The sequence below is a fragment of the Paenibacillus sp. GYB003 genome, assembly GCF_036577625.1.
Taxonomy (GTDB): domain Bacteria; phylum Bacillota; class Bacilli; order Paenibacillales; family NBRC-103111; genus Paenibacillus_AB.
On record NZ_JARBDC010000073.1, the window covers coordinates 50427 to 65617 of the forward strand.

General features: G+C 59.7%; 11 protein-coding genes and 1 pseudogene. 10 read left to right on the forward strand and 2 right to left on the reverse strand.

Annotation, left to right across the window (positions count from 1 at the left end; translation table 11 throughout):
* Positions 1 to 94: 94 nt before the first annotated feature.
* Together PV407_RS24045 and PV407_RS24050 are read left to right on the forward strand one after the other, a co-directional pair.
* On the forward strand, positions 95 to 1012 hold the full coding sequence (locus tag PV407_RS24045; protein WP_332092551.1) for a phosphotransferase: 918 nt from the start codon (positions 95 to 97) through the stop codon (positions 1010 to 1012).
* 88 nt (positions 1013 to 1100) lie between these two features.
* Positions 1101 to 1352: a hypothetical protein gene (locus PV407_RS24050; protein WP_332092552.1), complete on the forward strand. Its 252-nt coding sequence runs from the start codon at positions 1101 to 1103 to the stop codon at positions 1350 to 1352.
* Positions 1353 to 1635: 283 nt separating this feature from the next.
* Here the strand turns inward: PV407_RS24050 and PV407_RS24055 are convergent, their stop codons facing one another.
* Positions 1636 to 1827, reverse strand: a complete 192-nt coding sequence (locus tag PV407_RS24055) for a hypothetical protein (RefSeq protein WP_332092553.1) — start codon at positions 1825 to 1827, stop codon at positions 1636 to 1638.
* Between the two features lie 218 nt (positions 1828 to 2045).
* Here PV407_RS24055 and PV407_RS24060 point away from each other — a divergent pair, with 218 nt between their 5' ends.
* From PV407_RS24060 to PV407_RS24075, 4 genes are all read left to right on the forward strand, one after another.
* Entirely contained in the window at positions 2046 to 4229 is a 2184-nt protein-coding gene (locus tag PV407_RS24060) for an Ig-like domain-containing protein (protein ID WP_332092554.1), read from the forward strand.
* An 898-nt stretch (positions 4230 to 5127) separates the two neighbouring features.
* On the forward strand, positions 5128 to 6885 hold the full coding sequence (locus tag PV407_RS24065; protein WP_332092555.1) for an ABC transporter ATP-binding protein: 1758 nt from the start codon (positions 5128 to 5130) through the stop codon (positions 6883 to 6885).
* The gene (locus PV407_RS24070) at positions 6882 to 8594 is read left to right on the forward strand and encodes an ABC transporter ATP-binding protein (protein WP_332092556.1); all 1713 of its coding nucleotides are present in this window, start codon (positions 6882 to 6884) and stop codon (positions 8592 to 8594) included. The genes PV407_RS24065 and PV407_RS24070 overlap by 4 nt, the downstream gene beginning before the upstream one ends.
* A 135-nt stretch (positions 8595 to 8729) precedes the next feature.
* Entirely contained in the window at positions 8730 to 9419 is a 690-nt protein-coding gene (locus PV407_RS24075; RefSeq protein WP_332092557.1) for a C40 family peptidase, read from the forward strand.
* Positions 9420 to 9852: 433 nt separating this feature from the next.
* On the opposite strand, the gene PV407_RS24080 is transcribed toward PV407_RS24075, so the two are convergent.
* On the reverse strand, positions 9853 to 10164 hold the full coding sequence (locus tag PV407_RS24080; RefSeq protein ID WP_332092558.1) for a hypothetical protein: 312 nt from the start codon (positions 10162 to 10164) through the stop codon (positions 9853 to 9855).
* Between the two features lie 336 nt (positions 10165 to 10500).
* Here PV407_RS24080 and PV407_RS24085 point away from each other — a divergent pair, with 336 nt between their 5' ends.
* The 4 genes and pseudogenes from PV407_RS24085 to PV407_RS24100 form a co-directional block, all read left to right on the forward strand.
* Complete coding sequence (locus tag PV407_RS24085; protein ID WP_332092559.1) at positions 10501 to 11232, forward strand: FadR/GntR family transcriptional regulator; 732 nt, start codon at positions 10501 to 10503, stop codon at positions 11230 to 11232.
* Positions 11233 to 12555: 1323 nt separating this feature from the next.
* Entirely contained in the window at positions 12556 to 13287 is a 732-nt protein-coding gene (locus tag PV407_RS24090; RefSeq protein WP_332092560.1) for a (Fe-S)-binding protein, read from the forward strand.
* On the forward strand, positions 13284 to 14786 hold the full coding sequence (locus PV407_RS24095; protein ID WP_332092561.1) for a LutB/LldF family L-lactate oxidation iron-sulfur protein: 1503 nt from the start codon (positions 13284 to 13286) through the stop codon (positions 14784 to 14786). Before PV407_RS24090 ends, PV407_RS24095 begins: the two co-directional genes overlap by 4 nt.
* Positions 14783 to 15191: pseudogene (locus tag PV407_RS24100) on the forward strand (LutC/YkgG family protein); the annotation flags it as partial. The gene PV407_RS24095 and the pseudogene PV407_RS24100, both read left to right, overlap by 4 nt.

Sequence of the window (15191 nt, forward strand, 5' to 3'; positions counted from 1 at the left end):
CATACCAAAACAGAAATGTTCAGTCTACTTTTTTGCCAAAAAATGTGCGAAGCTGATGGGGCGCGCACAACCGAAGGAATGGAGCTGCTGCAAAATGACTCATGTACCGGAACGATTGAAAGCGTACGCGAAACGTTTGCCCGAACTGGAGCGGGCCGTAGCGTGGCGGACGTTAAGACGATGGTCGCTGTCCGAAGTATATCGGATCACGCTCAACGGCGGAGAGACCCGCATCGTCAAATGGGGAGGCGGCGAGATGGCCCGAGAAGCGTCCGTTTACACGGACTTGTTGATCCCGCTGCAAATCCGATCGCCCCGCCTTTACTTCGCCGAAAGCGACTCCCGGCAAGGCATGCTGCTTATGGAGGATGTCGGTCCGAACAACGTGGAGCAGCGTCCGGAGCCCGCCCATTTTGCGGAAGCGGCGAAAGAGCTGTCCCGGCTTCGAAAATGCGCCTCCGCCCATTTGAAAGGCGGGCGGATCCCTCGCGGCGTTGCGGACCGCTACATCGTTACGGCCGAAACGTTTTTGCGTCAGCTGGATCGGCTGCTGCATGCCTCCCCGTACTCCGGCAATCCCGTCCTGCCGCGCGTCCGGCAATCGCTGCCCGGGCCGCTCGACCGGTTGTATCGTTCCGAGCCGATGACGATCGTTCACCACGATTACCACGCCAAAAATTGGGTCGTTCAAAACGGACGCATCATGCCCGTCGATTGGTCCAATGCATACTTGAGCCCGCATTTGGGCGACTTATACCGCCTCGCCGTTGAAGCGAACGATTTTTGCGGCGTTCCGCGAGACGCGGTTCTGAACGCCTACTTGGAAGAACTCGCGCAGCCCGGCATGAGCGCGGCCGAGCTGAAACGGCAAACGGCCGTCGGCGGCCTTTGCTGGCTCATTCGCAGCTTGTATTGGCTCGCGAACGGCGGAACGAATGCGATTCCGGGCTCGGACGGCTGGATTCCCGATCTGATTGGCGATATGGAGCCGCTTTGCGAGGAACTGCCGTAATCGTTTTGCGGTCGGGCGCCTACTGAACCGGGACGCGTACGCATATACTGGCGTAGGCTCGAAAACGACCCGCAAAGGAGGCAGCCCGATGAACCGACACTTCCCGATCCCCCAGCCCCAACCGCCGCTGCAGCAAAAAGCGAGAAGCCTGCTCGGACAGCCCGTCGGCATTTCGTTAAAATCCGGCCAAGGCGTAGCCGGCATTTTATGCCAGGTGCAAGCCGGCGAACTATTCATCCTGCAATATTTGTACCATGCGCAGTTCGCCACGTTTCATTATCCGTTCCAGGACATCCAGGACATTCATGCATTCCCGAAATGCCGCCAAGGTCCTTTTTAAATAAGAGATGCCCTCGAAAACCTGCAACCCGGCGGTGACCGCCGCGGCGGGCTTTGCCGCTTTGACCGCTTCGATTGAGTAGGCGAAGGCCGGACTTTCCGTGATCGTAATCGCGCGCGGGATCACGCGAAGACGGACGCAATGACGCCGACTGCCACCGGCAAAAACGACGGAAAACCGGAAAAGACGGCCGTTATGCCGTCTTCTTCCCTTTTGCCCCCGTACCGCGCCGCCCTGTCCGTCCCCCGCTTGCAAACGCTCGCTCCCCACAGCGCTATAACCCTTACACAAGAAACCTGCTTTGCGAATCGAGCAACTGCGTATCGAAAAATCCGCACCTGCAGCCACCCATTACAAACAAAAGCAGCCGGACGCTGCGCATAAGCCGGACATGCTCGTGCCGTCGGATCGACAACGCCGTTTGTCCGGGGAAACCGTCCGTTTGCAGGCGCAGCTCCCGCTCGATGACGCTCATGCCGCCGCTCCTTGTTTAGTCCGGTCAAAAGCCGAAATGGACAACTGTTCGATGACTGCATTTACAGATCCGGGAATCGCCAAAAATGAATGCCGATCCGGTTCCCGAAAAAGCATGATCGGCCTATAGAAAGCGGCGATAAGCCTAATTCGTTGCCGGCTCCGGCTTTGTATGATAAAAGCGGAAAGGAAAACGCTTACCGAAAGGAGCTCGAATTGATGAACAAAGCCAAAACATGGACCGCCTCGCTGCTCTCCGCCCTGATCGCGGCCGCGCTGCTGCTTCCGGGAGCCAACGCCGCCGAGCCGGCCGCAACCGGCATGCTGCCGGCTTTTCCCGGAGCCGAAGGCGGCGGCATGTATACGTCCGGAGGCCGCGGCGGCGACGTGTACGAGGTGACCAATCTGAACGATTCCGGCCCCGGATCGCTGCGCGATGCGGTCAGCCGAGGCAACCGGACCGTCGTCTTTCGCGTGTCGGGCAACATCGATTTGAAATCGAAGCTCATTATCCGCGTCTCCAACCTGACGTTGGCCGGACAAACCGCACCCGGCGACGGCGTCAGCATCAACCATTACCCGGTCATCGTCGATGCCGACAACATCATCATCCGCTACATGCGGTTCCGGCTCGGCGACATTCCTCCCGGCGAGGAGGACGCGATGTCCATCCGCAAGCATAAAAACATCATCATCGACCACTGCTCGTTCACGTGGGCGATCGACGAAGTGCTCTCCCCTTACGAGAACGAAAATACGACCGTCCAATGGTCGATCGTCGGCGAAGCGCTGCACATGTCCAAGCATAAAAAGGGACGGCACGGCTTCGGCGGGCTGTGGGGAGCCGGCAATTCGACCTACCATCATAACCTGCTCATCCATAACGCCAGCCGGAACGCCCGATTCAAAGGAACGGTCCGCGAGGACCCGACGCTCGATTTCCGCAACAACGTCATCTACAACTGGAACTATCAGTCCGCTTACGGCGGGGACGCTTCCGACCTGAACATGATCAACAACTATTTCAAATACGGACCCGATACGGCGCTCGACAAGCGTTCCCGACTGCACGAGCAAACCGGCTCGCGAGGCTCGTTGTACGTCGCGGGGAATTACGTCGACGGCGATCCGGCCGTGACGGCCGACAACTGGCTCGGCGTCGTATTGGACGCCGGCAAGCAGGTGCGAAGCGAACCGGTGCCCGCCGCTCCGGTCACGACGCAGACGGCGGAGGAAGCGTACGAGCTCGTGCTGAACGGAGCGGGTGCGATTTTGCCGAAAAGGGATTCCGTCGACGCCCGGCTCGTCGGCGACGTCCGGAACCGCACCGGCAGACAGATCAATTCGCAAACGGAGGTCGGCGGCTGGCCCGTTCTGCAAAGCGCGCCCGCCCCGCAAGATTCCGACCATGACGGCATGCCGGACGATTGGGAGCAGGCCCGGGGGCTGAATCCGCACGATCCGGCCGATCGCAACGGCGACTTGGACGGCGACGGCTACACGAATCTGGAAACCTATTTGAATGCGATCGCCGCAAACGGATCGAACAATCCGACGGTCCGGCTCGTCAAGCCGGAGCAGCACGAGCTGTTCCGTGCGAAAAGCACGGTCGTGATCGCCGCGGACGCATCCGATTCGGACGGGACGGTAACGAAGGTGGAATTTTACGCAAACGGCGAAAAAATCGGCGAAGACGCGAAGGCCCCGTTCCAAATGACCTGGAACCACGTGGCCGACGGCACCTACTACGTCATGGCGAAAGCGATCGACAACAGCGGCACGTCGACGGATTCGACCGCCGTACCGATCCATGTCAACACGAATACGAGTACGTCGCCGTGGAAAACGGTCGATGTCGGAACGCCCGGAATTCCCGGACATACGTCGGTCACGGACGATGTGTACACGTTGAAAGGCTCCGGCAATTGGCGCGAAAACGATTCGTTCCATTTCGCCTACCGCAAGCTGGAAGGCGAGGGCGAGATCGTCGCCCGCATCGACCGCATTACCGACGTCGCGCCCAACAACAGAGCCGGCGTCATGATGCGCGAAAGCCTTGAGCCAGGCGCCCGCGAAGCGATGATGGCGCTGTCCGTGCGCGGCGAAGCCTACGTCGCCGTCTTTTATGACCGCGACGCGGTCGGAGCGCCGCTCGCCGAGACGCCGCCGATCGCCGGCCTGCATACGCCGTATTGGGTGAAGCTGGTCCGGGCGGGCGATACGTTATCGGGCTACATATCCGCCGACGGGGCAAGCTGGAGGCTCGTTTCGTCCGCCGCGCTGACCGGGGCCGGCCCGTTATACGTCGGTCTCGCCGTCGACGCCGCCGAGGAGAACAACTTGATCGACAACTATAACGCCTCCGTTTTCTCCAACGTCGCTTTGAACGGAGCGGCGAAGTAAGGAAATACAAAAAAACCGTCCGAATCGGACGGTTTTTTTGCGTTAAGACGATAGCGGTCCCAAGCCTCCTTAAATCGAGTCTTCACGAAACAAATGGCCGGCACCCCACGTCACAAACCGCGAGCAAAAGACGAAACAGAGAATACAGGCGTAACGCCCCTTGACTTTAACAAAAGAAAAACAGTAAGGAATTGCACCGGACGGTCCTTAGATGTGCAAACCCAAACTTAGGTGTGCTGGAAATAGGGACTAGGCTCCAACCGTTGGTTTTGAAGTCTTATTCGTTCCGCCTCCATCCCCGCTCCCTCTTGACTTCCTGCGAGCTGCTTTCGATTTCCATTCGCCTTCCGGATTTCGGACATACGGCTAACGAACCGAGCGATCGTTATCGGAGCCGAGCGAGGGGGGTACAATTTGTTTACGAACTCCAGTATCGCTATTGCCGGCAAATCGGATCGTTTTCTTCCATGTTTGGCTGGATAGCGATGTCCGGATTCGTTAGCCCAAAAAAAAATTCGTTTTTTCGGCGAAAAGCATGCTACGATTCGTTCCATCCCGCATCAACCGGCACGGAGTCCGGTTGCCGGGCGATCCTAAGAAAAGCTTTTGATCGGAGCCTTTCGATGCGGCGCATTCGTATTGTAGCGGCAGCCTGTTCTTGGCAAAGAATGCCGCACTTCGCTTTAGTACTTTAGCGAAGTTAAACATACTTTATCGATGAAAAAACCCGCCCTCGACAGAGAGCGGGATTTACTGTTTCGGACATAAGCAAACACAAGTAGGATTTCCTCGACATCCATATTATTAGTATAAACCGCGGGCGAATATAAGTCTATACTTTTCCCGATTTTTCCATTACTTTTTTGAAGGAACCGAAACTTCGCCCAAGGAGGCCCCGATGCCCGCATCCCCCGCCCTCGGAAAAATCCGCTTTATCGCGACCCGGCTCGCCCCGCACAAAGGCAAAGCTGCCTTGCTGTTCGCGCTTCTTGCCGCCGGTATCGCGCTGCAGGTATACAGTCCCCGCTACCTGCAGCTGTTCATCGACCAGGCAAAGGAAGGGCGCGACCTGTCCGTGCTGGCGACGAGCGCTGCGCTGTTTCTGCTGCTTACGACGCTGCGGCAGGTCGCGACGGTCGCCGCGCAGTCGATGACCGGCAAGCTGACGTGGGACGTGACGAACCGGCTGCGGCTCGAGCTGACCCGGCTCTGCCTCGACCGCGGCTCGGAATTCCACAAGCTGCACCCGCCGGGCGAGCTGCTCGAGCGGATCGACGGCGACGTCGGCAGGCTGAACAATTTTTTGTCGGCGTTCGCGCTGAAGGTCGTCGGCAATCACCTGCTCGTCGCGGCGGCTGCGGCCGCCGTCTGGATCATCCATCCGGTTGTCGGAGCGGTCGTCGCCGCGTTGACCGCCGCAGCCTTGATCGTGCTGCACGGGATGGGCGGCCGCGGCACCCGAACCGTCCGCCGGTATTTGGCCGAATCCGCCGATTTGCTCGGCTATATGGAAGAACGCATGGCCGGAAGGGAAGATATTCGCGCGCTCGACGCGGCGCCGCACGCGCTTGCCGTCTATTACGAACGGCTGCGGAGCGTGTACCGGACGCGCCGACGGACGGGAACCGTACTCGGGCTGACGCTGAACGCCGGCGAAGTGACGCTCGCCGCCGTCACGGCCGGTACGCTGCTATGTCTCGGTCTGGTCGCGCTGAACGGGGCCGATTTGTCGATCGGAACGATGTTCCTCGTCCATTACTACGTTGCGATGCTGCTCGTGCCGCTGCGCAACATCGTCGCCGAAATGTCGGACCTGCAGCAGGCGGGCGCCGCCCTGCACCGCATCGGCGAGCTGTTCGGCGAAGCGCAAGCGAACGACAACACGGCGCGCGCCGCCGGCAGGCGGGCCGTCCCCGACGGGCCGGTATCCGTCCGTTTCGAAAACGTGACGTTCGGTTACGAGAAAACGAATCCGGTCGTCCGCGAGTTCAGCCTGCATGTTCCGGCCGGGCGGTCCGTCGGCATCGTCGGCAAAACGGGCAGCGGCAAATCGACGGTCGCGAAGCTGCTGTTCCGGCTGTACGAGCCGCAGCAAGGGACGATTACGATCGGCGGCGCCGATATCCGGCAATTCGACACGGACGCCGTCGGCGCGCGCATCGCCTACGTCCCTCAGTCGGTCGAGCTGTTCGAAGGATCGCTGCGCGACAATATAACGATGTTCGACGACTCGGTGGAGGACGAACGCATTCACGAAGCGCTGCGGCTTCTGCATATGGAGGCATGGTTGAGCCGCTTTCCGGAAGGTCTCGACAAGCCGATCGGCATGGACGGGCATAACGTGTCCGCGGGAGAAGCGCAGCTGATCGCGTTCGCCCGCGCCTTCTTGAAGCGCCCGGACATCGTCATTATGGACGAAGCGACTTCCCGCATCGATCCGGAAACGGAGCGGACGATCGGCGCCGCGACCGAAACGCTGCTGCGGGGTCGGACGGCCATCGTGATCGCCCACAAGCTTGAGACGCTGGCTGCAACGGACTATATCCTCGTCATGCGGGACGGAAAAGCCGTCGAGTTCGGCGAAACGCGGTCGCCGTCGCGCGACCCGGCCGGCGTATACGCCAAGCTGCTGCGGGAGGCGGGCGAAAACGAATGAGAGACGTACGTACCGTCGTAAAAGCGATTTTCCTTTATTCCCCGTTTCGATACGGAATCGTCGCGTTCATCCGCATTTTCGGGTATGCCGGGTTGGGCGCGCTGTGCGGATTGCTGATCAAACGTTTTTTCGACCTCGCCTCCGCTTCGTCGCTGACGGTCGGCGCCGTATACGAAATCGCGGCGCTTCTGGTCGCCGTCCCGATCGTTCAGGCGATCACGTATTCGATCGATCTGGCGCTCAGCTACGGCTTGACGGAAATCGTGCGCGCGACGTTCCGCCGCAACCTGTTCCGGTTCGTCCTGGAGCGACCGGGGGCCGCACCGCTGCCGATCGCGGAAGGAAAGCTGTCGAATTTGCTCCGCACCGACGTGGCCGCTCCCGAATCGTTAATGTGGGATTTGTCCTACTTGTCGGCGTATTTCCTGTTTTCCGCAGGCGGACTGGCGATGCTGGCCGCCGTCGATTGGCAGGCCGCCGTCGTCCTGTTCGTTCCGCTGCCGGCGGCCCTTGGGGCCGGTCGTCTGCTGAAACGCCGAATCGGCCGCCATATCGAACGGCAGCAGCAATCGTCCGACCGGTTTCTCGGCTTGCTGTCCGACATGCTCCGCCATCGCGAGGCGATTCGCGTCAACAACGCCGCCGGCGCGTTCCTGAAACGGCTCCGCGGGCTTGGCGACGAACGGGCGGACGCGGGAAGACGCGGAGCCGTATGCAGCGCCGCCCTTGCCTCCGTCAACGAATACATCGTCGCGGGCGGAACCGCCCTCCTGCTGCTCGCGCTCGGCGGCAAGCTGCGCTCCGGCGAAGTGACGGTCGGCGGCTTTGCCCTGTTCGTTTTTTTCCTCGGCTATATGTCGGGCACGGTACGCCTCATGTCTGCGGCCGCGGCCGGCGTCCGCAAAACGGAAGCGGCGCTGTCGAGAATCGGAGAACTGCTCGGGACCGATCCCATTCGCAAGCTGACCGCCTCCGATTCGCTCTATTTGAACGGGGGACCGCCGCCGCTTCCGGCGTCCGCGAACCCGGAAGCACGGCCGCCGATCCGCATCGAGGTGCGCCGGTTAAGCTGCGCTTATCCGGGAACGGACAAAGGCGTTCGCGACATTTCGTTCGTCCTGCCCCCGTCGTCGTTTACCGTTATTACGGGCCCCGTCGGATCCGGCAAAACGACGCTGCTTCGCGCCTTGCTCGGCCTTTTGCCCGACGTGGCGGGAGATATCGTTTGGCGCGGCGAACGCGACCGCATCGGCGATGGCCCCCTCGCTCCCCCGCTGGCCGCTTACGTGCCGCAAGTCCCGTTCCTGTTCGGCGGGACGATCCGGGACAACATTTTGCTCGGCCATGCGGACGATTCGTTTCTCCGTGAAGCACTGCATATCGCCGTGCTGGAACAAGATTTGGCGCGGTTTCCGGACGGACTCGATACGCGGATCGGTCCCGGGGGAGCAACTTTGTCCGGCGGGCAGCGGCAGCGCGTCGCGGTAGCCCGCATGGCCGTCAGGCGGGCGCCGCTTTGGGTGCTCGACGACATTTCCAGCGCTTTGGACGCGGAAACCGAGATCGAAATGTGGCGTCGCATCGACGCGCTCCGCAGACGGGACGGCATGACGTGTCTCGTCGTCAGCAACAAGCCTTACGCGCTGCGCTGCGCCGACCAGATCATCGCGCTGCGCGACGGCCGAATGGAAGCGCCGCCGACCGGCTAAGCTTTGAAAATTATTTTCATAGTAAGGGAGACGTTTCCTTACTTTGAAAATGAGGGGCGCCTTTCCTTACATGTAAACATTTTGCCAATGAAATCCCTTCCCGGACGAGCTACAATTACTAGCAGGAGGGATGACATGAAGAAAAAGATTGTTAGCTTGGTTTCCATTGCCGCCCTGTCGCTTACGATTTCCACGAGCGCCTTCGCTTCGCCGGGCACGGTCGAACGATCCGTCAATTTCCGTTCCGCGCCTTCGACGGGCAGCTCGGTCTATCAATTGATCAAAGCCGGTTCGTCGGTCGAGATTTTGGAAAAAGTCAATTCCTACTGGTATAAAATATCTTATAACGGAAAAACGGGATATGCTTCCACCCGCTACGTCAACGCTTCGGGAGCGCCATCCGGCGGGTCGTCGGGCGGATCGTCGGGCGGAGGATCGACGGCGTCGGCGAAGGCGGACCGGATTATCGCCCACGCGCAAGCGCTCAAAGGCGTCGTCCGCTACGATTACGGCGTCAACAAACCGACCTCGGTGATGGATTGCTCGGCGTTTACGAAATACGTGTTCGGCCTGGAAGGCATATCGCTCCGCTGGGGAACGCGTTACCAGAAAGACGCCGGCACGTATGTGGCGAAAAGCAATTTGCAAAAAGGCGATCTCGTCTTTTTCTGGACAAGCAAGCAAGGAACGATCGGTCACGTGGGCATCTACATAGGAAACGGACAAATGATACATAACAGCCCATCGTTCGACGGAGTCGGCATTTCCTCGATCAACTCCGGTTATTGGTCCACGCATTACGTTACGGCCCGCCGGGTATTGTAAAGAACTGGATGGGCCGCGGGACATAAGGTCCCGTGGATCGAGCCTGTACGTCATATGGGACGTCCTTGCGCCTTGCGCGCCGGGCGTCTTTTTTTTCTGCAACGGAACTGCGAGCGAACATAGACGGATCGCCGGACAGTTCGGCGTGTCCGCCTGGATTCGGTAAGGATAGGAAGATTTTGGAGCGGCTTAACCGAACAAGATCGGCCAATTCCGACAAATGGCGGACGTTCGTGGCTCTTATTTGAATGAAACTCAGTACGCAGAAGCGGTTTCGGAGGAACTAAGTGTCCTTACCAACCGCTATTTTTCCGAAAATGCCTTTTCGCCCAAAATAAGGGACTCATGGGGCCGCAATCTCCTATACCGAAGCGTTTGCGAACTGTGCAGCCGCAATTTTTTGACCGCGTCGTCTCTCATGGCCGTACGCCGCTCACTCTCCGCTTTGCGAAATAAAATGATGCTTCGCCGAATTGGAGGAGACGTAAACCGTTGATCGCTCCTTCTGCGCGTTGCGGGCCTCCGCCACATAATAAACGGGAGTTGGATCGCTCGGATCGTCCGGACGCAGCTTCAATTCTTCCGGCGTTAAATGTCTCAAAACGGGCTCCTGTACGCCCGTAAACCCGTATACTTCATACGCGACCAATTTGGCCTGATCCTTCGTCACCTTCGGACCAGTTTTAAAATCGGGCTCGATCATAATCGTGCTCGTTTTCTCGTCGTAATCGACTATAAATTTCAATTTGTCGGCTAAATACCTTACAGGCAAATAAGCGTTACCCTCGTGGTTGAAAATGTGATACCGCCCGGGGATTTGTTCGAGCTTACCGCCTATCATCAATTTGGCGGGAAAAATCCGGACATCCGCAGTGTCCGACGAAAAGCCGGTACAAACGAAAAAGACAATCATCGACACTAGAATCGGCTTCCTCATCCTCCCACTCCTATCTCTTTTTCGACACGACCTTATTTTACTATATTTTGGATATCATTGTCATCATTGCCAAGCCCCGCTTTCCAAACGTCCCTCCCGTTGTGCTACAATAGAACGTATCAGTTTCATGGAGGAGCGGCCGAAATGGAAGTAACGCGAATCGCCCCGCGCAAAATATACGAGCAAATCGCCGAGCAAATCAAGGAACAGATCGTCGCCGGCAAGCTGACGCCCGGACAGAAGCTCCCTTCGACGCGGGAGCTGACCGAGCGGTACGAGGTCGGACGCTCCACGATGCGCGAAGCGCTCAGCATGCTGAAGGCGATGGGCCTCATCGAAATTCGCCAAGGCGAAGGCTGCTTCGTGCGCAGCGTGGACGACGCCGAGATGGATGTGCCCCGCTTCGAGCATCTGTTTACGAGCATGGAAGCGGTCGTCGAGCTGCTCGAGGCGCGCATCTCGCTGGAGGTGGCCAACGCCGGACTGGCCGCCGCGAAACGAACCGACGAAGACGTGGCCGCCCTCGAAGCGGTGTTGTCCGACATGGACAGCGAGCGCGGAACGGAAACGGTCGGCGAAAAGCAGGACATGCGCTTTCATATGACGCTCGCCGAAGCGACCCACAATTCGATCATGGTCAAGCTGCTGGAAACGATCTCTGCGCAGGTCGAGCTGACGATCCGCGAAACGAGAAGGGTCCGGCTGTACGCCGACCGCGAAATCGCCGGAAAGCTGTGGCGCGAGCACAAGGCGATCGCCGACGCCGTCGCCGCCCGGGATGCGGAAGGCGCGCAGGCGGCAATGCGCAAGCATTTGATCCACGTCGAGGAAGAGATCATGAAGCATTTGAAGCGAAAAGGCGGCGCCAAACCGTAAAACGTGGCGCCGTTTTTTCAACGTTTCCGACTGTTGAAGTTCGCCAAAGCGTATAAACGAACTTTTGAAGGAAACAGCGGCAGTGTTCCTCGAAGCTAACGGAAATGGCGGCCGCTGTACGGGTCCGTTTCGAACTGATCGATTTCGAACGGAAGCGGATGCGCCCAATTGCCGAAAATATCCCCTTGGCCGGCGATTGTTGGCAAATAGTAGCTGTGGCAGCCGTTTCAGATGAAGCCGATCGATTATAGCCAATAGAGGCCGCCGATTCCGTAACGTTGCGGTTGCTGCGCTTGCAGCAGCAGATCGCAGCCTTTCGGGCGTCGGTTGGACGTTCGCAAGACGTCCTGCGGCGATTTTTTTGGCGAGCGCCCGGCAACCTGGGGATCGGTGTGTCGATGGGCTGACGAATCGTAGCATGCTTATTGACGGAAAAACGATCCTTTTTCCAGGCTAACGAATCCGGACATCGCTATCGAGCCGAAAGTGGAAGAAAACGAGCCGATTTGCCGTCAATAGCGATACTGGAGTTCGTAAACTTATTCACCCCTCCGCATTCGGCGCCGATAGCGATTGCTCGGTTCGTTAGCCCCATGCCCGAAAACCTGAAGTGCAAATGAAATCGAAATCCGCGCGCATGAGCTCAGAGGGAATGAGGATGGGTACGGAAAGTTCACGGACTTACCCGGGGTCCGGAGTCTAATCCCCCTTCCCGCTCGCGTGTTAGTTTGCACGACGACACGGCGGCGGAGCGGGAAACGGGATGGAATTGCTCCCGTTATTTACGGAAGTTTCCCGTTTCCGGACAAACCAACGGGACAACGTCCCGATACATTCCCCTACAACGTACTTTTCGCCGATTCGGCGCCATTTTAACCGGAGCTTTTCCCGGTATCTCGAAACGACACCACGAGGTGAGCGGGTTAAACTGGAGGTTTTCCAGTTCGTCCGATTCCAAAAGCACTGCAGCATATTGATACGCCGGGCGCAGTAGGCCCATTCGCTTCATGCTTTAATCGAATAGGAACCCGGAAGGACGGCTGAAACGTTTTCGCCGGCCGTTTTTTTAACGATCCCTCTTTTCAATTCGGCAGTTGTCTGATAACCTGATAACAGGAACGACTACGGATAAATTTTCGGAGAACCGGAACGGTCTCGAGCCGGTCTCGAGCCGGTCTCGGGCAAATCTCGAGCGGTTCTTGAGCGAGTCCCGAGCGGGTCTCGAGCGGGTCTCGAGCGATTCCGGAACTATACCGGAGATTCATCCGATGTACCCATTTCGATCGACTGTTCGATCGCGAGCCTCGAGAAAGAAGGTGCCCCGTGAAAGTATCGCTCTTTATTACGTGTCTGGCCGACATGATGTATCCGCAGGTCGGAGAAAGCGTTGTCCGGCTGCTTCACCGGTACGGGTGCGAGGTCGATTTTCCCGAGCTGCAGACGTGCTGCGGCCAGCCGGCGTTCAACAGCGGCTATCAGGACGAGGCGCGCGTCGTGGCGCGTCAGTGGATTCGCGCGTTCGAGCACAGCGACTATGTCGTCTCCCCTTCCGGCTCCTGCACCGGCATGGTTCATCATTACTACCCGGAGCTGTTCAAGGACGAGCCCGAATGGAGGGCGAAAGCCGAGGCGCTCATCGCCAAAACGTACGAGTTTTCGCAATTTCTCGTTAAGGTGCTCGGCGTCACCGATGTAGGCGCTTCCTTCCCGCACAAGGCGACGTACCATCCTTCGTGCCACGCCATGCGGCTGCTCGGCGTCAGAACGGAGCCCGGCGAGCTGATGCGGAACGTTCGCGGCCTGGAGCTGGTCGACCTGCCCCACCGCGAAGATTGCTGCGGCTTCGGCGGCACGTTTGCGGTGAAAATGGCGGACATGTCGGAGGCGATGGTGTGCGAGAAGGCGAAGCATGTGCTCGAAACGGGCGCGGACGTGCTCGTCGGCACCGACATGGGCTGCCTGATGAACATCGAAGGACGGCTCAACAAAGAAGGCAGGCCGGTTCGCGTCATGCATCTCGCCGAGCTGCTGGAACAAGGGGGGAACGCGCGATGAGCACGACGGCGCATCACGGAGCGGATCCGCAGGCGGAAGCGCTGGCCAAAATCGGCTCCGGCCTGAAAAAGCGGACCGAAATCGCGCTGGGCGACGGATTTTTGCGAAATGCGGTCGCCTTCACGACGGATAAGCTGAAAACCGGCAAGCTGAAGGCGATGGACGATTTCGGCGACTGGGAAACGTGGCGCGAAAGAGGGCGCGCGATCCGCGAGCATGTCGTCTCCAACCTCGATTACTACTTGACGCAGTTTTCCGACAACGTCGCCAAGGCGGGCGGCCACGTCCACTTTTGCCAAACCGGCGAAGACGCGGTCCGGACGTTTCTAGATATCGCCCGCAAAGCGCAGGCGAAGCTCGTCGCCAAAGGAAAGTCGATGGTGTCGGAGGAAATCCATCTCAACCATCGGCTGGAGGAAATCGGCGTCGAAGCGATCGAAACCGATCTCGGCGAATATATTTTGCAGCTGGCGAAGGAGACGCCTTCCCATTTGATCATCCCGGCCATCCATAAAAACAAGCAGCAAATCGCCGACCTGTTTTCGTCCCATTCGGGCGAAACGTTTCCGCCGGAGACGAGACAGCTGGCCGACTACGCCCGCCGTCAGCTGCGCAACGTGTTTCTGGAGGCCGATATCGGCCTGACCGGCTGCAACTTCGGCATCGCCGAAACCGGTACCGTTACGCTCGTATCGAACGAAGGCAATGCGCGGATGGTGTCGACGATTCCGAAAATTCACGTTGTCGTCATGGGAATGGAACGGCTCGTCCCCACGTTCGCCGACGTCGAAGTGATGCTCAACCTGCTGGCGCGGAGCGCGACCGGGCAAAAGCTGACGACGTATACGTCGTTCGTTACGGGACCGCGCCGCGACGGCGATCTCGACGGACCGGAGGAGCTGCACGTGCTCGTTCTCGACAACGGCCGTTCCGCGCAGCTCGGCGATCCGCAGTTTCAGGAGGTGCTGCACTGCATTCGCTGCGCCGCCTGCCTGAACGTATGCCCGGTGTACCGGCAAGTCGGCGGCCATACGTACGGCTCCGTTTACAGCGGACCGATCGGCGCCGTGCTCACGCCGCTGCTGCAGCAGGACTATGAGGAAGCCGGCCAGCTCGCATACGCCTCCAGCTTGTGCGGCGCCTGCTACGAAGCGTGTCCGGTGAAAATACCGCTGCACGACATGCTCGTTCAGCTGCGGCACCGGAAAGTGAAGCTGAAGCTGACGCCGGGGGCGGAGCGCATCGCCTTCAAGACGTATGCGACCGCCTTCGGCAACGTGACGCTGTACCGGATGGCGAACAAGGCCGCCTACTGGCTGCAAAAGCCGCTGCTGCGCGGCGGCGCGATCCGGCGGGCGCCCGGACCGCTGGCCGGCTGGACGCAGTCGCGCTTTTTGCCGATGAAGCCGAAGCTGTCGTTCCGCGAGCGATGGGAATCGCTGCGGCGGGAGCTGGCCGACGGCGATGCCGGCACGGACGGAAAGGAGCGAACACGATGAAAGTGAACATTCGAGGCGGCGACGCCCCGTCCGTGCCGAGCGGCACGATCGACGGCCGCGACGCCTTCATGGCCCGGCTCCGCTCGCGGCTCGGCCGGCAGGCGCCGCTCGCGGAGGCGCCTGCGCGCCCGTTCGTCGGCGTGCCGGAGCATTACGCCGCGCGGCGGACGACGGTGCAGGAGCGCATCGACCAGTTCGGCGCGAACTGGTCGGCGCTGACCGGCACCGTCTGGACCGCGCGCGCGGCCGATGCCGGCGAAGCCGTCCCCGCCTATGCGCGGCGCATCTGCGCGGAGCTCGCCATCGATCGGGTGACCCGTTGGGATCACCCCGATCTGGCGGCGACGCCGCTCGATCGCGCGCTGGCGGCCGACGGCGTCGCCGTCGTGCCGTGGCGCGCGGACG

Coding starts and splice junctions, on each gene's coding strand:
- PV407_RS24070 (WP_332092556.1), top strand. CDS start 6,882: ATGAGAGACGTACGTACCGTCGTAAAAGCGATTTTCCTTTATTCCCCG.
- PV407_RS24095 (WP_332092561.1), top strand. CDS start 13,284: ATGAGCACGACGGCGCATCACGGAGCGGATCCGCAGGCGGAAGCGCTG.
- PV407_RS24060 (WP_332092554.1), top strand. CDS start 2,046: ATGAACAAAGCCAAAACATGGACCGCCTCGCTGCTCTCCGCCCTGATC.
- PV407_RS24075 (WP_332092557.1), top strand. CDS start 8,730: ATGAAGAAAAAGATTGTTAGCTTGGTTTCCATTGCCGCCCTGTCGCTT.
- PV407_RS24055 (WP_332092553.1), bottom strand. CDS start 1,827: ATGAGCGTCATCGAGCGGGAGCTGCGCCTGCAAACGGACGGTTTCCCC.
- PV407_RS24065 (WP_332092555.1), top strand. CDS start 5,128: ATGCCCGCATCCCCCGCCCTCGGAAAAATCCGCTTTATCGCGACCCGG.
- PV407_RS24045 (WP_332092551.1), top strand. CDS start 95: ATGACTCATGTACCGGAACGATTGAAAGCGTACGCGAAACGTTTGCCC.
- PV407_RS24085 (WP_332092559.1), top strand. CDS start 10,501: ATGGAAGTAACGCGAATCGCCCCGCGCAAAATATACGAGCAAATCGCC.
- PV407_RS24050 (WP_332092552.1), top strand. CDS start 1,101: ATGAACCGACACTTCCCGATCCCCCAGCCCCAACCGCCGCTGCAGCAA.